16 protein-coding genes are annotated in these 18,942 nt (G+C 73.5%); 9 read left to right on the top strand and 7 right to left on the bottom strand.

Going from position 1 to position 18,942, the window contains the following annotated elements; genetic code table 11:
• Positions 1-123: 123 nt before the first annotated feature.
• A complete protein-coding gene (locus GCE86_RS24225; protein WP_154229053.1) occupies positions 124-2,574 on the bottom strand; it encodes a penicillin-binding protein in 2,451 nt (816 codons plus the stop codon).
• 403 nt (positions 2,575-2,977) lie between these two features.
• Here GCE86_RS24225 and GCE86_RS24220 point away from each other — a divergent pair, with 403 nt between their 5' ends.
• Positions 2,978-3,298 carry a WhiB family transcriptional regulator gene (locus GCE86_RS24220; protein WP_154229052.1) on the top strand — a complete coding sequence of 107 codons (321 nt, stop codon included), beginning with the start codon at positions 2,978-2,980 and terminating at the stop codon, positions 3,296-3,298.
• A gap of 25 nt (positions 3,299-3,323) precedes the next feature.
• On the opposite strand, the gene bagB is transcribed toward GCE86_RS24220, so the two are convergent.
• From bagB to GCE86_RS24205, 3 genes are read right to left on the bottom strand one after another with little or no spacing between them, the layout of a single operon-like run.
• Complete coding sequence (bagB, locus tag GCE86_RS24215) at positions 3,324-4,475, bottom strand: ArsA family ATPase (protein ID WP_204343306.1); 1,152 nt, start codon at positions 4,473-4,475, stop codon at positions 3,324-3,326.
• A 54-nt stretch (positions 4,476-4,529) separates the two neighbouring features.
• Complete coding sequence (gene bagA / locus GCE86_RS24210; protein ID WP_154229050.1) at positions 4,530-5,504, bottom strand: ATPase BagA; 975 nt, start codon at positions 5,502-5,504, stop codon at positions 4,530-4,532.
• Positions 5,505-5,530: 26 nt separating this feature from the next.
• Positions 5,531-6,112, bottom strand: coding sequence for an Rv0361 family membrane protein (locus GCE86_RS24205; RefSeq protein WP_154229049.1), 582 nt, complete (start codon positions 6,110-6,112; stop codon positions 5,531-5,533).
• 343 nt (positions 6,113-6,455) lie between these two features.
• Between GCE86_RS24205 and GCE86_RS24200 the strand changes: the two genes are divergently transcribed.
• The 7 genes from GCE86_RS24200 (at position 6,456) to GCE86_RS24170 (ending at position 14,338) form a co-directional block, all read left to right on the top strand.
• Entirely contained in the window at positions 6,456-6,905 is a 450-nt protein-coding gene (locus GCE86_RS24200) for a hypothetical protein (protein WP_154229048.1), read from the top strand.
• 62 nt (positions 6,906-6,967) lie between these two features.
• Complete coding sequence (sp36, locus tag GCE86_RS24195) at positions 6,968-7,123, top strand: Sp36 family protein (RefSeq protein ID WP_013289021.1); 156 nt, start codon at positions 6,968-6,970, stop codon at positions 7,121-7,123.
• A gap of 65 nt (positions 7,124-7,188) precedes the next feature.
• A complete protein-coding gene (locus GCE86_RS24190) occupies positions 7,189-7,650 on the top strand; it encodes a RidA family protein (RefSeq protein WP_154229047.1) in 462 nt (153 codons plus the stop codon).
• Positions 7,651-7,768: 118 nt separating this feature from the next.
• On the top strand, positions 7,769-8,596 hold the full coding sequence (locus tag GCE86_RS24185; protein WP_154229046.1) for an MBL fold metallo-hydrolase: 828 nt from the start codon (positions 7,769-7,771) through the stop codon (positions 8,594-8,596).
• Positions 8,593-12,174, top strand: a complete 3,582-nt coding sequence (locus GCE86_RS24180; protein WP_154229045.1) for an adenylate/guanylate cyclase domain-containing protein — start codon at positions 8,593-8,595, stop codon at positions 12,172-12,174. The genes GCE86_RS24185 and GCE86_RS24180 overlap by 4 nt, the downstream gene beginning before the upstream one ends.
• Positions 12,175-12,310: 136 nt before the next feature.
• Positions 12,311-12,793, top strand: coding sequence for a hypothetical protein (locus GCE86_RS24175; RefSeq protein WP_154229044.1), 483 nt, complete (start codon positions 12,311-12,313; stop codon positions 12,791-12,793).
• A 30-nt stretch (positions 12,794-12,823) separates the two neighbouring features.
• Positions 12,824-14,338: a serine/threonine-protein kinase gene (locus GCE86_RS24170; protein WP_154229043.1), complete on the top strand. Its 1,515-nt coding sequence runs from the start codon at positions 12,824-12,826 to the stop codon at positions 14,336-14,338.
• Here the strand turns inward: GCE86_RS24170 and GCE86_RS24165 are convergent.
• Positions 14,325-14,801: a hypothetical protein gene (locus GCE86_RS24165; protein WP_154229042.1), complete on the bottom strand. Its 477-nt coding sequence runs from the start codon at positions 14,799-14,801 to the stop codon at positions 14,325-14,327. The two genes, GCE86_RS24170 and GCE86_RS24165, sit on opposite strands and share 14 nt — an antisense overlap.
• Positions 14,802-15,054: 253 nt before the next feature.
• On the opposite strand from GCE86_RS24165, the gene GCE86_RS24160 reads away from it, so the two are divergent.
• Positions 15,055-16,839, top strand: coding sequence for an alpha/beta hydrolase (locus GCE86_RS24160; protein WP_154229041.1), 1,785 nt, complete (start codon positions 15,055-15,057; stop codon positions 16,837-16,839).
• A 94-nt stretch (positions 16,840-16,933) separates the two neighbouring features.
• Here the strand turns inward: GCE86_RS24160 and GCE86_RS24155 are convergent, their stop codons facing one another.
• Both GCE86_RS24155 and GCE86_RS24150 read right to left on the bottom strand, forming a co-directional pair.
• Positions 16,934-17,752: a mechanosensitive ion channel family protein gene (locus GCE86_RS24155; RefSeq protein WP_341874570.1), complete on the bottom strand. Its 819-nt coding sequence runs from the start codon at positions 17,750-17,752 to the stop codon at positions 16,934-16,936.
• Between the two features lie 156 nt (positions 17,753-17,908).
• A complete protein-coding gene (locus GCE86_RS24150) occupies positions 17,909-18,721 on the bottom strand; it encodes a DUF2382 domain-containing protein (protein WP_154229040.1) in 813 nt (270 codons plus the stop codon).
• Between the last annotated feature and the right edge of the window lie 221 nt (positions 18,722-18,942).

Below are 18,942 nucleotides of genomic sequence, written 5' to 3'. Positions count from 1 at the left end.
TCCACGGCAATCTCTATTACGGAGTTGTGGGATGCGGTGAGGGAGGGACGCACAAGCCGGCACAGACCGACGGCGGCCACCCCCATGGGAGGTTGGCCGCCGTCGGCACGTTCCGGGTCAGGATCAGCCGCGCGGTCGGCCCGGGCGGCCCTGGTTGGGCGGCGGTGGGACCACCGGCCCGCCGGGGCCGGTGCCGGTGCCGGGCTTCGGCTGGCCGCCGCCGGCGCTGACCTCGATGGTCACCACGCCGCCCTTGATGGTGCGCCCGTCCGGGCTGGTGCCGGCCGCGGTGCCCTCCGGGCACTCCGACGGGGTCTTCTGGGTGGCGACCACCGGCTCGAAGCCGGCACCGCGCAGCCGTGACTTGGCGGTGTCGATGGATTCGCACTTCACGCTTGGGATGGAGCGCTGGTCACCCTCGATGATCTTGCCGCTCGGCGGGGTGAAGTTGATCCGCTCCTTGCCCTTCATGGCGTCCCGCAGCGTCTGGTAGACCGCCGGGTTGATGCCCCACGCCACCTCGTTGTGCCTCATCCGCTGGTTGGTCTGCGGCCAGTCCGGGTCGGCCTCGATGCCGGCCACCGCGTACTGCTTGGTCATGGCGACCAGGGCGGAGGTCTTGTCCCCGTCGGTGGTGCCGGACTTGCCGGCGACCGGAGCGTTGACGATGCCGCGGACGTTGCCCGCGGTGCCGTTCTTGCACTTCGAGGTCGACGAGTGGTCACCCACCGGGCAGCGCGCCGCGTCCACGGCGGCCCGGGCCACCTGCGTGCTGATCCGCTGCTCGCAGCGCGGGTTGGCGATGTCCAGCTTCTCGCCGTCCGGGCCGCGGATCTCCTGGACCGGGATCGGCTCGCAGTATTTCCCGTCGGCCGCCAGCGTGGCGTACGCGTTGGCCAGCTCCAGCGGGGTGGTCTGCGAGACGCCCAGGGTGAACGCGCCCCACTGGTGCGCGGCGTCCTTGTTGGCGGCGAACGTGGCGTCGTTGGACGCCCGGAAGGTGATGCCGAGCTTCTGCGCGGCCTTCACCACGTTCTCCGCGCCGACCCGCTGCTGGAGCTCGACGAAGAACGTGTTGACCGAGGCGCCGAAGGCGCTCCACATGTTGTGCACGCCCGCCATCGAGGGGTTGGCGTTCTGCGGGCAGTAGAAGTGCGTGCCCTTGCAGGCGGCCGGGTTGCCCGAGTCGATGATGTATTCCGACTTGAACTGCGGCTGCGCGTTGATGGTGTAGCTGAGCGGGTAGCCCTTCTCCAGGGCCGCCACCAGCGTGAACATCTTGAAGGTCGAGCCGGCCTGGTAGCCCGTGATGCCGCCACCGCCGCTGATCAGGGGGTTGACCGTGTTCGGCCGGCTGCCCCGGATCTTCTTCTTGGCCTTCCTCGGGTCACTGGAGATCTTGTTCTGCGGGTGGTCCGGGTCGTCGAGCTTGAAGTTCCGGTTGACCGCGACGGCGCGGACCCGCCCGGTGCCCGGCTCGATGACGGCCACCATCCGGGCGGCCGTGGCGTCCTCGCTCAGCTGGTTGCGGACCGCCTTGTCGGCGCCCTTCTGTGCCTGCACGTCGAGGGAGGTGGTGATGGTGTAACCACCGCTCTTCAGCCGCCGCTCCCGGTCGTACGAGGTGGCGCCGAAGGTCTCCTGCTGGAGCCACCAGCGGTAGAAGTAGTCGCAGAAGAAGCCCCAGGAGCGGGTGTTGGTGGCGACGCAGCCGTTCGGGGTGCGCTTGTTCTTGACCTTCAGCGGGATCTTCTTGGCCTGGTCGGCCTGCTCCTTCGTGATGGCGCCGATCTGCACCATGTTGTCGATGACGTAGTCGCGCCGGTCGACTGCCTGGGGGTAACCGACCTTGGTGGTGGGATCGAACGCGGTCGGCGCCTTCACCATGCCGGCGAGCATCGCCGACTCCTGGATGTCGAGCTGGCTCGGCGGCTTGTTGAAGTAGACCTGGCTGGCGGCGTAGATGCCGTACGCGCCGTTGCCGAAGGCGGCGATGTTCAGGTAGCGCTCCAGGATCTCGTCCTTGGAGAGCTCCTTGTCGATCTGGAGCGCGTAGCGCATCTCGCGCAGCTTGCGGGCGCTGGTGTCCTCGGTCGCGGCGACCACGTCGGCCGGGTGGGTGGCCGAGTAGGAGATGGCCAGGCGGACGTACTGCATGGTGAGCGTGGAGGCGCCCTGCCGCGAGTTCGTCCCGGACTGGTTGTTGACGAACGCCCGGGCCACGCCGTTGAGGTCCACGCCGTTGTGCTTGTAGAAGTCGTGGTCCTCGGCCGCGATGATGGCCTTCTGCATGATCGGCGCGATGTCCTTGAGCTTCACGTCGCGCCGGTTCTCGTCGTACATGGTGGCCAGCGGGGTCTTGCCGTCGGAGGCCATCAGGTAGGTGATCTGCGGAGACCGCGCCACCGTCAGTTCCGTGGGGAGCGCGCCGAAGGTTTCGGCGCCGGCCTTCGCGGCCAGTCCGGACATCGCCACCGCGGGGAAGGCCGCCGCTGCGACCACCACGCCGGCCAACAGGCCACAGATGAGTAGCGATGCGGCGTTGGTCAGCACGTTGTGGTCACGTTTCCGCATCCAGGTCACCTCGACAGGGTACGCGAGTAGGGAACGAGGGGCGCGCGGGGAACTTTCCCCATTTCCTGCGCGCGCCGGCCTCGTTGTGCTAAACGCACGAACCCCGGTGCGTGGTTGCGTGAAACCTGGCAGAAGTCTCCTCCGAACGGAGGAGTGGCGCGGCGTTTTCACCTACTCCGGCGGGGTAGACGGCGGGCGAAAGCCCGGGAAGCCGGGAGTGTCCGGAATGATGGATTTCGCCGACAACGTTGCGTAATCGGGCGACTACACAGCATGATGGTGGCGGCGACAGCAGCCACACGTCGTCCGCGCCGCCCTGGGGAGGCCGGCCCGGACGACAAGGGGGGAATTCGACGGCTGGTCGCGCGTAGTCGGTAGGTACTGCAAGGGGGGACGTGTACAGATGGGCATGATCACTGACTGGCCGTCACTGGCGGCGTGTCAGAACGGGGACCCGGACGCGTTGTTCGTACAGGGCGCCGAACAGAACGTGGCGAAGAGGATCTGCCGGAGCTGCCCAGTTCGGTACGAGTGCCTGGCCGACGCGCTCGACAACCGGATCGAGTTCGGTGTGTGGGGTGGCATGACCGAACGCGAGCGCCGGGCGTTGCTGCGGCGTCACCCGCAGGTCACCAGCTGGCGCAAGATGTTCGAGGCGGCCATGAAGAAGAACGCCAAGGAGAAGACCGGCCGGGACAAGGTCCTCGTGACCACGGCCAACTGACCGACGCGCCGGTCGGCCGCGCCGCTCAGCGCCGGCTGATCGCCTCGCCGATCGTCCGCAGCCCGTCGACGTCGTGCACGTCGGCGGGCTGCGCCGTCACCGACACCGCCGGCACCGCCGGGAACTCCCCGGTGAACCGGGCCGCCACCTGCTCCTCGCGTGCCGCCTGCTCGGCCAGCGCGGCGTGCGCCCGCAGCACCTCGGCGGTGGTCTCGTGCCCGCCCGCGCCGGCCAGCCGCTCCGCGGCGGCCAGGCTGTCCGCCGCGGACAGGTCCGGCACCGCCGGCCGATGCACCCGGTTGAGCACCAGGCCGGCCAGCGGCATCCGCTCCGCCCGCAGCCGGCCCGCGAAGTAGGCGGCCTCCCGGACCGCGTCCGGCTCCGGCGCCGCGACCAGCAGGAACGCCGTCTCCCGGGCCTGGAGGATCCGGTACGTCTGCTCGGCCCGCTGCCGGAAGCCGCCGAACATCGAATCCAGCGCGGCCACGAAGCCGGACAGGTCGGTGAGCAGCTGTGCACCGATCACCTTCTGCACGACCTTCGAGAACATGCCGAAGCTGGCCGTCACGAAGCTGAACATGCTCCGCCCGCCGCTGCGGGCCGGGGCGAGCAGCAGCCGCAGCATGCGCCCGTCGAGGAAGCGGGAGAGCCGGGCCGGGGCGTCCAGGAAGTCGAGCGCCGAGCGGGACGGCGGGGTGTCCACCACGATGAGGTCCCACTCGCCCCGCGCGTGCAGCTGACCCAGCTTCTCCATCGCCATGTATTCCTGCGTGCCGGCGAAGGTGGAGCTCATGGCCTGGTAGAAGGGGTTGGCGAAGATCTCCGCCGCCTTCGCCGGATCGGTGTGCTGGAGCACCACGTCGTCGAAGGTGCGCTTCATGTCGAGCATCATGGCGTGCAACTGGCCGCCGCTGGACTCGACGTCGATGCCCTTGACCTGGCGCGGGGTGTTGTCCAGCTCGGTCAGGCCGAGGGACTGGGCCAGCCGGCGGGCCGGATCGATGGTGAGCACCACGGTGCGCCGGCCGTGCCGCTCGGCCGCCCGCAGGGCCAGCGCCGCCGCGGTGGTCGTCTTGCCCACTCCGCCCGCCCCGCAGCAGACCACGATCCGTACGCCGGGATCGGCGAGGATCTGGTCGACGTCCAGCGGGGGCGCCGCGTCTTCGGAAGGCACCAATCGAGCGTATCGGTCTCGAGGGTCTCTCTGCTCCGTGCCGGCCGCAGGTGTGAGTCAATCCGCCCGGACGAGCGTCCCGGCGAGCGTCTCCAGCCCCGCCCGGTCGACCCCGCCGGGCAGCAGCGGCAGCTCGGCCAGGGGCAGGCCCAGCTCCACCAGGTCGGCGCGGAGCGAGTCCTCCAGCTCCCGGCGTACCTGCTGGTCACGGGCCTCGGCGGCGAGGCCGGCGACGGTCCGGGCGTCGGTCGGCAGGCCGGCGGCGGCGAGCCCGCGCTTCAGCTCGGCGGCCGTGACGGGGCGGCCGGCCGGTACCGGGGGCCGGGCCCCGTTGACGATCACCCGGCCGACCGGGAAGCCGAGCTTGGTCAGCTCGGCGATCGCGTCGACCGTCTCCTGGACCGGCATCTCCTCCAGCAGCGTGACCACGTGCACCGCGGTCATCGGCGAGCGGAGCAGCGCCGAGACCCCGTCGCTCTGGGTCTTGATCGGGCCGACCTTGGCGAGCCGGGCGGTCTCCGCGGTGACGTTGAGGAAGCGGCCGATCCGCCCGGTCGGCGGCGCGTCCAGCACGACCGCGTCGTACGCGCGGCGCTGCCCGCTGGTCCGGGTGGTCGCCTCCTTGACCTTGCCGGTGAGCAGCACGTCCCGCAGGCCCGGGGCGATGGTGGTGGCGAAGTCGATGGCGCCCAGCTTGCGCAGCGCCCGGCCGGCCGCGCCGAGCTTGTAGAACATGTCCAGGTACTCGAGGAGCGCCTCCTCGGCGTCCACCGCCAGGGCACGCACCTCGCCGCCGCCCGGGGCGTCGGTCAGGTGCCGCTCCTCGTACGGCAGCGGGTCGGTGCCGAAGAGCTGGGCGATGCCCTGCCGCCCCTCCACCTCGACCAGCAGGGTGCGCCGGCCGCCGGCGGCCAGCCCGAGGGCCAGCGCCGCGGCCACGCTGGTCTTGCCTGTGCCGCCCTTGCCGGTCACCACGTGCAGGCGGGCCGGCCATCTGCCGGCGGACTCGGCCGGCTGCTCAATCGCTGCCACCCGTCGAGCCTATCCAGCCACCGCGCTCAGGCGACCTCGCAGACCCACCAACCCGTCTTCCGCACCACGGTGAAGCGCAGTTCCTGGTCGGCCACCTTCTCGTCCGCCGTGGTCATGGTGACCCTCGTGCTGACCGAGGCCCGGTCGCCGGTCTGGTTGTCCACCTTCGGGGTGGTCCAGCGGAACCGCGCGTTCTGGTACTGCCCGGCGTACTTCCGCACCTCGGCGACCTTGGCGGCGATCTTCTTGTCGTCGCGGGACGCCGAGCAGACGAAGGTGGCCGCCGCGCGGGGGTCCTGGTCCTTGTAGACGGCGGTGAGGAAGCCGTCCACCGCGACCGTCGGCTCCTTGGCGCCCTGGCCGTCCTCGGCCTGGCTCAGGGTGAGGAAGGCGGCCGTGCCGCCACCGCCGCAGAGCAGGATCGCCGCGCCCAGCACGATCGAGGCGATCAGCAGGCCGCGCCGCTTCTTCGGTGCCACCGGCTGGGGATACGGCGGGTAGCCGGGCGCCGGCGGGGTGCCGGGCGCCGGCGCGGCGCCGGCAGGCGGCTCCGGGTGGGTGGGACCTTCCGGCGAACCGGCGGCGCCACCGATGGGCGGTTGGGTCATGTCTTCCCCCGGGGTGCGGCGCGCCGACGCCGCCCCAGGCGACGGACACGTGATCGAGCGTGGCGGGCGAGCAGGGGCGCTCGCCCAGACCGGAAGGGTAGCGGTCGGCGGGCGGCTTGCCTGCCCCGCGTACGCCCCGCCGCGCCGGGCCGGACGTGAACCCGCCGCCGCTTTCCGGACCGGGAATGTGTCGCATATGTGACTGGAGGTGATCGGGTGTGCGCGTCCCGTTGCCGGGACTCCCGGCAGGTCCTACGTTCGTCGCGACGCGGGGGCCGGACCGGCGAGGAGTTCCGAGCCGGTTGGTGGTGACGGTGAACGGTACGAGGCCCGGAGGCAGCGGATGCGCGACGCGGAGAACATTCCCCGAGCCCAGTTTCCCCCCGGCGAACGGGCGGGGCGGCCCGGCGACGCGGAGGGTCCCGGCACCGGTGCGCCGGTCAACGAGCGGTCCTACCGGCCGCCGACCGAGGTGCACCGCACCCTGGTCCGGCCGGCCGGGCGGGGTCGCGACGAGGAGGAGCCCGGGTACGTCATCCACCTGCCCGTCCGGGTCCCCGACCTGGCGGCGGCCACCGCGCTCGCCGGCACCGTGGCCACCTCGCTGGGCTTCCTCGGCGAGCTGGACGCCGGCGAGACCACCGTCTCCACGGCCGACGACCAGAACAACCGCCACCGGGTCTTCTGCGACCTGCTGCTGCCCGACCGCACCCGGTGCCCCCAGCGGTACGAGCACGCGGGCCCGTGCGGCGAGCCGTCCGCTGCGCCGGAGCAGCGTCCCGCGTCCCCGTAGCGGCACCGGACCGTAGGCTGTGCCTGACCGAAGTCCAAGCCAGGCAAGGGAGCCTTGACTCGATGCAGAAGTGGGAATACGCCACGGTCCCGCTGCTGGTCCACGCGACCAAGCAGATCCTCGACAACTGGGGCGAGGACGGCTGGGAGCTGGTCTCCGTGGTTCCCGGCCCGAACCCGGAGCAGCTCGTCGCCTACCTCAAGCGTCCGAAGGGCTGACCCGTGAGCGCGAGGAGTGAGCCGGGCCTGCGAGCCCCGCAGTCGCGAACGAAGGACGGCACAGCATGAGCAACGGACCGCACGCGAAGCTCGCGGAACTCGGCCTGACCCTGCCCGAGGTGGCGTCGCCGCTGGCCAGCTACGTGCCGGCCGTCCAGTCCGGCCAGCACGTCTACGTCTCGGGCCAGCTCCCGATCGACGAGGGCAAGCTGCTCGCCACCGGCAAGGTCGGCAACGGCGTCTCCGCCGACCAGGCGAAGGACCTGGCGCAGCGGTGCGCGCTGAACGCGCTCGCCGCGATCGACTCGCTGGTCGGGCTGGAGAACGTCGTCAAGATCGTCAAGCTGACCGGCTTCGTGGCCAGCGCACCCGGCTTCACCGGCCAGCCCGGCGTGGTCAACGGCGCCTCCGAGCTGTTCGGCGCCGTCTTCGGCGAGGCCGGCCGGCACGCCCGCAGCGCGGTGGGTGTCGCCGAACTGCCACTCGACGCCCCCGTCGAGGTCGAGGTCATCGTCGAGGTCGCCTGACGCTGCGTACCCGCGATCTTGCGGATGCCGGTGGGCAGACGCGCCCGCAAAGGGACATAACCCCTGGCGGCACCGCAAGATCGCGGGGACTGGCGCGCGGGGTCGTACGATCGCTGCCATGGGGCCTGTGACCGGAGCCGCAGGGGCGCTCGCGGACGAGCTGCCGGGGTGGGTGACGCTGGTGCGTGCCCCGAACCCCGGGCCGATGACGCTCGACGGCACGAACACCTGGGTGCTGCGCGCCCCGGGCGCCGAGCGGGCCGTGGTGGTGGACCCGGGTCCGGCCGACGAGGAGCACCTGGCCGCGCTCGCCGCGCACGGCCCGGTCGGCCTCGTGCTGATCACCCACGGGCACGCCGACCACACCGAGGGCGCCCCGCGGCTCAGTGAGCTGCTCGGCGGCGCGCCGGTCCTCGCCGTCGACCCGGCGCACACCGTGGGCGGCACGCCGCTCACCCCGGACACCCCGCTCGACGCCGGCCTGGACATCCGCCTGCTGCCCACCCCCGGGCACACCGCCGACTCGGTCTGCTTCCTGGTCGGGCACGGCGACGAGAAGGTCGTGCTCACCGGCGACACCATCCTGGGGCGGGGCACCACCGTGGTCGCCCACCCGGACGGCCACCTCGGCGACTACCTGTCGAGCCTGGAGCTGCTCGCCACGTACCGGGGGGTCCCGGCGCTGCCGGGGCACGGCCCGGCGCTGGCCGACTGCGGCGTGGCGGCCGAGTTCTACCTGGCCCACCGGCGGGCCCGCCTCGACCAGGTCCGCGCGGCGGTCGCGGCCGGCGCGACCACCGCGCTCGAGGTGGTCGAGCGGGTCTACGCGGACGTCGACCGGTCGCTGTGGTGGGCCGCCGAGTGGTCGGTGCGGGCCCAGTTGGAGTACCTCGGGGTGACCCCCCGGGAATCCGGCGCCGGGGGAGCGGAGTTGGAGCAGCCGTGACCTGCCCGGTGTGTGGAACCGTCGCCGTGCCCGGCGCGCGGTTCTGCCACAACTGCGGTGCCGCCCTGCCGGCGGCCGCCACGCTGCCCGCCGCCGAGCGGCGCGTGGTCACCGTGCTCTTCGGCGACCTCTCCGACTTCACCTCCTGGTCGGAGGACCTCGACCCGGAACGGGTCGGTGCCGTCACCGACCGGGTGCTGGCCGCCCTGGCGGGCGCGGTCAAGACCTTCGGCGGGCACGTCGACAAGCTCACCGGCGACGGGATCATGGCGGTCTTCGGCGCGCCGGTGGCACACGAGGACGACGCCGAGCGTGCCGTCCGCGCCGCGCTCTCGATGCAGCGGGCGGTCCGCCGGGTGCTCGACGACGAGCGGGGCGGCGGCGCGCCGCTCGGCCTGCGGGTCGGGCTGAACACCGGCGACGTGATCGCCGGCATCCAGGCCGCGATCGAGTACACGGTCATCGGCGACACCGTGAACACGGCCGCCCGGCTCGCCGACGCCGCCGCCGTGGGCGCCGTCTACGCGGGCGCCCGCACCTCGGCCGCCACCCGGCACGTCGCCTCCTGGCGAGCGCTGCGGCCGCTGCGCCTCAAGGGCAAGCGCGAGCCGGTCGAGGCGTACGAGCTGCTGGGCCTGCTGGACGCGCCGGGCACCCGGTCCGGCCTCGGCGACGAGGCGCCCTTCGTGGGCCGGGAGACCGAGATCGGCCGCGTCGCCGGCCGGCTCGCCGAGGTGATCGACCGGGGCGAGCCCCGGGTGCTGCTGATGACCGCCGAGGCGGGCATCGGCAAGTCCCGGTTCGCCGCCGAGGTGGAGCGCCTCGCCGCCGGCTACGACGTCGGCGCCGGCCGGTACGCCGCGCACACCGGCGCCCGCGTCCTCTCCGTCCGCTGCGCGGCGTTCGGCGAGCGGCGCCGGCTCGCGCCCCTGGCCGACCTGGTCCGGGCGGCGGTCGGCCTGCCCAACGACGCCGCCACGGCGCTCACCCGGCCGGCCGTCGAGGAGCGGCTGCGCCGGCTCGGGCAGCGCCTCGGCCGGCTCCCCGGCGAGCTGCCCCCGCTCGCCGTCGACCAGCTCCTGGCCCTGCTCGGGTACGCCGAACTCCCCGCCGCCACCGAGAACGGCGAGTGGAACGCGGCCTCCCCGCCGCCGGACGCCGAGGCGGTGCCCAACGCGGTCGCCGGACTGCTCAGCGCGCTGGCCCGGGAGGCGCCGCTGGTGATCGTGGTCGACGACCTGCACGACGCCACCGCCGAGACGATCAAGGCGCTCGCGCTGACCCTCAACCGGCTCGCGGGCCCGGTGCTGGTGCTGCTGCTCGGCCGTCCCGAGCTGGTACGGACCGCCGGCGCGCTGACCCGGGTGGCGGACGCCGAGGTGCACGCGCTGCCGCCGCTGCGCGGCGCCGACGCGTCCCGGCTGCTCACCAGCTATCTGGGCGGCGGCAAGCTGTCGCCGGCCGACGTGGACCGGCTGCTCGCCACCGCCCAGGGCAACCCGTTCTACCTGGCCGAGCTGGTCACCCTGCTGATGGAGCGCGGTGCGCTGACCGCCGGTCCGGGGCGGGACGCCAACGTCGGCTGGCGGCTCGCGCCGGGCTCGCTGGGCAGCCGGCTCCTCTCCCGCGACCTGGCCGCCGTGCTCGCGGCGCGTATCGACGCGCTGCCGCCGGACGCCCGCTCGGTGCTGCGGGACGCCGCCGTGGTCGGCGACACCGTGCCCGAGGGCGCCCTGCAGGCTCTGCGTGAGCAGCGCGTCGGGCGGGACGGCCGGCCCGCCGCGGTGGCCGCGGTCGAGCTGGACCGGGCCGTGGAGGAGCTGCTCCAACGCCGCATGCTGCACCGCACGCGCACCGGTTTCGCCTTCGCCACCCCGCTGATGCGGGAGGCCGCGTACGCCGGGGTGAGCAAGGCCGAGCTGGCCGAGCGGCACGCCGCGCTGGCCCGTTGGGCCGCGCCGGAGAGCGTCGACGGGGCCGCCACCCCGCCCGGCGGGTTCACCGAGTCCGCCCGGGACGACTTCGTCGCCGAGCACGTCGAGCGCGCCGCCGCGCTCGCCGACGCGGTCAAGCTCCGCCCGGACGCGCCGGCCCGGGCGGTGGCCCCGCTCGGCGTGGCCGCGCTGGGCCGGGCCGCCCGCCGCGCGCTGCGGTCGGGGGAGCCGGCGATGGCCGTCGAGTACGCCGAACGTGCCGCCGAGCTGGCCCGCGACGGGTTGCCGCTGGCCGACCGGGTGGTCCACGCGCGGGCGCTGCTCCAGATCGGCCGCCCGGCCGACGCGCTCGCCTTCTCCGAGAAGATCGCCGCCAACGCCGGTGACGCGGCGGCCACCCGCACGAGCGCCCTGCTGCTGGCCGGGCAGGCCCACCAGACCCTGGGCGAGGCCGACCGGGCCGAGCGCAGCTGGCAGGAGGCGTTGCAGGTGGCCACGGCCGCCAACCTGCCCACCATGCGCGCCTCGGCGATGCGCCGGCTCGGCATGGCCGACTTCATCGCCGGCCGGCTGGGCCAGGCGAGCAGCCGGCTGGCCGCCTCCTACCAGGTCAGCCTCGCCGCCAAGGATCCGCGCGGGCAGGCCTGGTCGTTGCAGAACCTGGCCTGGGTGACCACCACCCGCGGCGACTTCGCCGGCACCGACGCGGTGCTCGGCCGGGCCGCCCGGCTCTTCGCCGAGCTGAAGGACCCGTACGGGCGGGCGTGGCTGCGCGGCACCACGGCGTTCGCCCGGCTGCTCGCCGGCCGGCTCCGCGAGGCGTGCCGGATGGCGCAGGTGTTCCTGCCGTTCGGCGAACGGGTCGGCGAGGCGTGGGCGGTGGGCACCCTCCGCGCGGTCGAGGCGTACGCCACCGCCGAGCTGGGCGAGCTGGGCGAGGCGGACCGCGCGGCCCGCCGGGCGTACCGGGAGTTCGCCGAGGTCGGCGACGACTGGGGGCAGGGCTTCGCGCTGGTGGTGCGCGGCGTGGTGGCGCGCGGGCTGGGCGAGCCCGAGCACGCCGCCGACCTGCTCAGCGACGCCCTCGCGTACGCCGACCGCACGGCGCACCCGCTGCTCACCGGTATGGCCGGGACGCTGCGCGGTTTCGTGGCACTCGACATGGGCGACGCCGGGACTGCCGAGCGGGAGGCCCGCTCGGTGCTGACCACCGTGGAGCCGCACAACCCGCAGGCCCCCGCCCAGGTGGCGCCCCGGGTGCTGCTCGCCATGGCCCGGCTCGCCGCGGGCGACTCCGCGACCGCGGTCGGACTGCTCGCACCGGTCGCCACCGCCGCCGCCAACACCCCGTCGCTACTCTTCTCCCGTCGGCAGACGATGGCCCGGTACGCGTCCGCGCTGCTCGCCCACGGCCAGCGCGAGCAGGCGTTGGACTGGGCGCAGCGGGCGGTGTCCGCACCGGCCGAGGACGTGCGCAGCCAGGTCATCGCGCGGATGGTGCTGGCCGAGGCGCTCGCCGCCTGCGGCCGCCCGGCCGAGGCGCTGGCCAGCGCCGAGGAGGCGGTGCGGCTGGCGTACGCCACCGAGCAGCGCAGTGAGCGGGCGGTCGCCGACGAGCTCCGCGTCCGCCTCACCGGCGGCTGATCCCGCCGCCGCGTCCGTCCCGCCCGGAGCTGATCCCGCCTCTGGTTCTGCCGGTTCCGGGGATGTGTCCGTCGGAGGGGGCGATTAGCGTGTGGCGAGGGCCGGCCACGACATCGGCCGCGGGTGGGGAGGGACGATGAGGCTGCCGCGCTCGGGCGCCGGCTGGACGATGGCGGTCTTCGGGCTCCTGGCGCTGCTGCTCGGCGCGCTGGGGCTGATCTGGCCGGAGACCCAGCTCCGCCTGCTCGGCTTCGAGGTGCCGGCCGAACGCGCCCCGGGTGACTACACCGGCACGTTCCTGACCGCGTCCTCGATGGCCTCGTTCAACATGGGCGTCTACTACCTGCTCGCGGTGGCCACCGAGTGGCGGCCGTTCTACCGGTTCACCGTCTGGTTCCGGCTGGTCACCTTCACCGTCTTCAGCATCGCGGTGCTCTCCGACATCGCGCCCGGCCGGTTCTTCGGCGTCGCCGCCTGGGAGGGTCTTGGTGCGGCCGCGACCGCCGTCGGCCTGTGGTGGGACGCCCGCCGGGCGGCCACCGGGCGGGGCCGGCCGGCTGCGGCGGACGACACCGCGCCGGGCCCGGGCCCGGTTCCGGCCACCGACTCGGTGCACTGAGCGACCGGAACCATTGGGTATTTTCGAGTCGTGACCGAGACCCCGCCCGGCGCCCTGCGGCTGCCCATCGTGCCCGGTCTGACCGATCTGGAGGTCTTCGCCCGGGGCGGCTACGCCACCGTGTACCGAGCCACCCAGATCTCGGTGGGGCGCGAGGTCGCGGTCAAGGTGGAGAACCGCACGCTGGACAGCGAGCGGGACCAGGCGCGCTTCCTGCGCGAGGCGCGGGCCGCCGGCAAGATGTCCTCCCACCCGCACGTGGTGGACCTCTTCGACGTCGGGGTCACCGTCGACCAGCACCCCTACCTGATCATGGAGCTCTGCGACGGCTCGTACGCCGAGCGGATGCGGCGGCGCCCGTTGGGCGCCGTGGAGGCCCGCGACCTCGGCGTGAAGATCGCCGACGCGCTGGCCCACTCGCACGCGGCCGGTGTGCTGCACCGGGACGTCAAGCCGGCCAACATCCTCTACTCGCACTTCAACCCGGCGGTGCTGGCCGACTTCGGGCTGGCGGTCCTGGCCGAGGTGCGCGACGCCTCGGTCACCCTCGAGGTGCTCACCCCGGCCTACGCGCCGCCGGAGATGTTCAGCCACAGCCCGCCCAGCCCGGCCGTCGACGTCTACGCGCTCTGCGCCACCCTCTACGCGGTGATGCACGGCCGCCCGCCGCGCTGGCAGTCCGAGCGCAACCCGAGCCTGGTCACCGTGCTGGAGATGTTCCAGCAGCCGATCCCCGGCCTGCCCGGCGTGCCCGACGAGCTGGTCGACGTGCTGCGGCTGGGCATGTCCAACGACCCGGGCGAGCGTCCGTCCGCCGTCGAGCTGGGCGGCATGCTCGCCGCGCTCCCGCTGGACCCGGGCGCCGGGCCGGCGAGCGGCGCGCCCTACCCGGGGCGTCCGTTCAGCGGCGGACCCAGCGGTCACCCGCTGAGCCGCACCGGCCAGCCGAGCCCGCGCCCGCCGACGGACGACGCCCACCCCACCGTGCCGACCCGGAACCGGCGCTGGCCCCGGCGCTGGTTCCTCGGCGGGGCCGGGGTGCTCGCGCTCGCCGCCTCGGCCGCGGCCGGGGCCTGGCTGGCCGACGGCGCGCCGACCGTAGTGTCGCCGACACCGGTGGCCAGCGGGGCGGTCGAGCCGTCGGAGCGGAAGGTGCCGCCGGGCTGCGCGGCGGGCGACGTCCGGCTGCCGGCGGGTGCCCACTGCACGTCCGAACTGGAGTGTTACGGCCCGGTACGCCTGCGCCGCGACCGGGCCGAGGCGACCCGGGTGCCCTGCGACGGCCGGCACACGTGGGAGACCTACGCCGAGGGTGACCTGCCGGCCGCGCTGGCCGGGGCGGGCCACGACGCGGTGATCGCCGACCCGGCCGTGCAGCAGGTCTGCAGCGTCAGCACGTTTCAGCTGGCCAGCGGCATCCGGCAGGTGACCGGCTGGAACCTGGAGGTGCTGCCGCCGGCCGGGACGGGCCTGGACCGCACCTTCCGGTGCCTGGCGGGGCGGGGCGTGGACGCGCTCGCCGCGCCGACCCTCACCGGTCGCTGACCCTGTTCGCGGCCCGTTGCTGCCGCACCGCCCGCGGGTCGAGTGCCGCCAGGGTGTCGGCGTCGCCCGGGTGACCGCCGCCGGCCTGCAGGTTCCGGACCGCCCGCGGGTCGAGCGCCTCCAACGTGTCGGCGTCACCCGCGTAGCCGCCGGCCGGCGTGCGGAGCTGCCGGACCGCCCGGGGGTCGATGGCCTCCAGCGTGTCGGCGTCCACCCCGTAGGCGGCGGGGACCGGCCAGTCGTCGCCCGCTGCGTCGGCCGGGGCGTCGGCCCGGGGCGGCGCCTGCCGCGCGGCGGCGACCGTCACCCCGGCGATCATGCCGAGCAGCACGCAGACCAAGGCGAGCACCACCGACAGGATGCCGGCCGGGCGCCACACCACCAGCGTCACGAGGGCCGTCACCGCCGCCAGCGACGCGACGACGGCCTTGGCCCGCGCATCGGGCTTCGGGAACGAGCTCACCCGACAAGCATGGCCCAGGGCGTCGAACTGTCAACCGCCGGACCCGGCGGCCTGCCCACGGTGGTCGGCGGGGCCGGTCTCCCTCCATTGCGGAGGTCGCCAAAAGCGTCGATCAAGACAATTTCGTTACATCAATCGGCAATCTGTCGCTTCTGCCCGCGTTTGCGGGCCGACTCCGGCTGGCCCCGCTCCCTAGAGTGACGGGTGTCGAGGTCTCCTCGACGGACCCCGTTCCCCACCGGAAGGCAGCCACATGCCACGTGCAATCCGGTCCCTCACCGCAACAGGGATCGCCGGCATCGTCCTCGCCGGATCGGCGGTCGCGCCCGCCGCGGCCACGGCCGCGACACCGCAACCGCCGGCGTACGACCGGACCAGCGCCGCCGAGGCGCGCCGGGTCGACCGCGTGCCGACGCCGAAGCTGGACTGGTACGCCTGCTACGACTACGCCGAGTGCGCCACGGTCCGGCTCCCGTTGGACTACGACCGGCCGAAGGGCGCCACCACCGAGGTCGCGCTGCTCCGCGTCAAGGCCCGCGACCGGCAGCACCGCATCGGCAGTCTGTTCCTGAACCCGGGCGGCCCGGGCGGCTCCGGCACCAGCATCGCGCTCGCCGCACCGTACTTCCTCGGCGACGACCTCCTCGACCGCTTCGACATCGTCGGCGTCGACCCGCGCGGCGTCGCCTCCAGCGACAACGTCAGGTGCTTCCCGTCCGTCAAGGACCAGGCCCGGGCGTACGCCGGGCTGAACGTCGCCTTCCCGTACACGAAGGCCGAGGAGAAGGCGTACGTCGCGGCGTCGAAGGCGGTCGGCAGGGCCTGCTCGACCACCGGCAAGCCGCTCACCGGCGCGGCGTCCACCGCCGAGGTGGCCCGCGACATGGACGTGCTGCGCCGCGCGGTCGGCGACCGGGAGCTCACCTACCTCGGCTTCAGCTACGGCACCGCGCTGGGGCAGTACTACGCCAACATGTTCCCGGACCGGTTCCGTGCCCTCGTGGTCGACGGCGTGCTCAACCCGAACGCCTGGATCGGCCAGGGCAGCGCCCGCAGCCAGCTCCAGGAGACCCGGCTGCGCAGCGCGGACGGCGCGTACCGCGCGCTGCACGAGATCCTCGTCCGGTGCGCGAAGGCCGGTGCGGAGAAGTGCGCGCTGGCCTCCGGCGGCGACCCGGCCGGCGCGTACGAGACGGTGGCGCGGCGGCTGCGCGAGAAGCCGCTCGTGGTGGACGACCCGGACCTCGGGCAGTTCACCGTCCGCTACGCCGACTTCGTCGGCGCCACCCTCAGCTACCTCTACGACCCGAGCGGCTGGCAGTACATCGTGGACCTCACCGGTGAGCTGCTGGTGCTCACCGACCCGGCCGCCGCCGGGCCTGGCCGGGCGGAGGCGCGGGCCGCGGTGGCGCAGCGGGCGGCCCAGGCGCGCAGGCAGCGGGGATACGACTTCCCGTACGACAACGGGCTGGAGACGTTCCTGACCGTGGACTGCACCGACGCCTACCACCCGAAGAGCGCGGAGGCCTGGCCGGCGCTGTCGGCGCGCGAGGACCGGCGGGCGCCGTACTTCGGCCGGGCCTGGGCCTGGGGCACGGCCCCCTGCGCCCGCGACACCTGGACGGTGCGGGACGAGGACGCGTACACCGGGCCGTTCGACCGCACCAGCGCCGCTCCGGTGCTGGTGGTCGGCAACTACTGGGACCCGGCCACCAACTACCAGGGCGCGGTCAGCTCGGCGAAGCTGCTGCCGAACAGCCGCCTGCTGAGCAGCGACAGCTGGGGGCACACCGCATACGGCACCTCGGCCTGCGTGACCGGGGCGGTCGACGCGTACCTGCTCCGGGGGACGCTGCCGGCCCGGGGCACGGTCTGCACCGGTGACGCCCAGCCGTTCCAGGAGGAGCCGGCGGCCATCCGGGCGGAGGCCGCGAAGAGCGAGCTGGCCCGAGCCGGTGCGCCGGGACGGGGCGAGCCGAAGCGGCTGCCGCCGGTGGTCGCGCCGCTGCCGGTGGCGGGCACGCTGACCGTCCGCTGACGGACCCCCGGGGTGCGGCGGGTGATCGGGCACCCGCCGCACCCCGGGCCGTCGGCACGCAGCGGACCACGTGCCGGCCGTGGCGTACGTCCGGTCAGCGGTAGTTGTTGCCGCGACCGGCCTCGGGCAGAACCATGGTGGCCTCGTTGCTGGCCTCCGGGCCGGTGACCGGCTGGGCCGGCGGCGGCATGGTCGGCATCGCGGCGACGTCGCGCCGCCCGGCCTGGTACGCCCGGGCGTGGGTGGCGATGGTCCGCGACTCCTCCTCCGCGCGGGCCAGCCAGTTCTCCCAGCGGCTCTGCATGGGCCGGACCAGTCCGCCGCCGACGCCCACGATGAGGATGCCGCCGACGGTGGCGAGCACGGCGATCAGCACCGGGGTGGTCACCGTGGTGGCGACGCCGATCTGGTTGAGCGCGGCGATGACGCCGAGGCCGAGGATGAACACCGAGGCGATGTTGGCCAGCACCCGGCCGTAGGAGAGGCCGCCCAGGGCGCTGGAGATGATGTCCTTGACCGCCTTGGCGATGGCCGCGGCAACCACCACGATGACGATGGCGACGAACGCCCGGGGCAGCCAGGCCACGACGCCGTGGATCAGGTCCGAGATGGGGTTCGGGCCCCAGATGCCGAAGGCGAGCTGGAGGGTCACCAGCAGCACCGCGTAGTAGGCCAGCTTGGCGACGATGTCGCTGGCGTCGTACTTCGAGCGGGCCAGGGCGGTCTTGATGCCGCCCCGCTCGACGGCGCGGTCGAAGTGGACCCGCTCCAGGACCTTGTCCACGATCTTCAGCACGGCCTTGGCGACCAGCCAGCCCACGATCAGGATGGCGATGAAGGCGACCGCCTTGGGCAGGAACAGCATCACCGAACGGAACGCGTCACCCACCGCGTCCCCGAAATTGTCTCTCATCGAATCGGCCTCCAGTCAATTGAAGCATTTCCCGGCGCTGATGTACCCGCGCGGGCGACGGGAAAAACAAAGGCGCGACTCGTTTGATGAATTGTGGGCGCAGACGCCAGGCGACGCCGTTCCGGAAGCCGGTGGGCGCCGCCTGGCCTCTGCTCGTCAGCTCAGGTCGCGGCGACCCCGGTCGGGCAGGTCGGCCTCGATCCGCTCCTTGCGCACCTCCCCGCCCACGGTCTCGGTGTCGGTGACCGTCTCCTTGCCGAGGCGGACCCGCTCGACCGGCACGGTCTCCTTGGCCACCACCGGGCGCTCCTGGTGCAGGGTGACCTCGTGCTCCTCCTCGGTGATCGCCGGGCCGTCCATCGCCTTGCCGATGTTGGCGTCGGTGATGGGCTCCCGCTCCAGGCGGACCTCCTCGCGCTGCACCGGCACGGTGACCTGCTGCTGTTCGGTCACCACGTACTTGCGCAGGCGGGCCCTGCCGGCCCGTTCCCGCTCGGTGCCGACGCTGAGTCGCTCCTCGGAGCGGGTCATCGCGTCGTCGGTGTTCGGGCCGGAGGTGTCGTGGCCGGCGCTCGCCTCGTAGTTCCTGTCCCCGTAGGACCCGTCGCCGGCGTAGGCGGCCGAGCCGGCCTGCCGGCCGACCTGCGAGGCGTCCCACTCCAGGTCGTAGTGCCGATAGAGGTCGGCGACCTCTTCGCTGCTCAGCGGTTCGTCGGCGGAGGCGTCGACATTCGGGGCGTCCTTCACCCGGCCCTTCTCGAACGGCACCGTGACCCGGTCGCCCCGCAGTTCCGCGGTCTGCAGTGGAATCAGCGACTCGTTGAGCCCGAACAGCCCGGTCCGGACGCTCGCCCAGGCCGGCTGACCGGCACCGTCCGCCCACACCTGCCCCACGGTGCCGATCTTGTCGCCGTCACGGTCGAAGACCTCACGCCCGATGACGGTGTTCACGTGTTCCTGGCCAATCATGCGGTTCCTCTCCCTCCGTCGGTGCCGAATCAGTACCCACGAACGTGTCGGGAAACCTTTCTCAAAGGCGTTTCACCGCAGGCGGATCCGGTGTTCGGAAGCCGAATGAGCAGAACCGGTCAGCGACAATAATCCGGCCTCTCGATTGGAGCGCGGTATCGTGAGCGGGACCGGACTTCAGAGTTTTCCATCAATTTCCCCCGGCCACCTCTCGGTGCGGC

The organism is Micromonospora terminaliae (assembly GCF_009671205.1).
Taxonomy (GTDB): Bacteria; Actinomycetota; Actinomycetes; order Mycobacteriales; family Micromonosporaceae; genus Micromonospora; species Micromonospora terminaliae.
The sequence above is the reverse complement of the archived record's forward strand: the minus strand, read 5'-3'. Positions and strand labels throughout refer to the sequence as shown.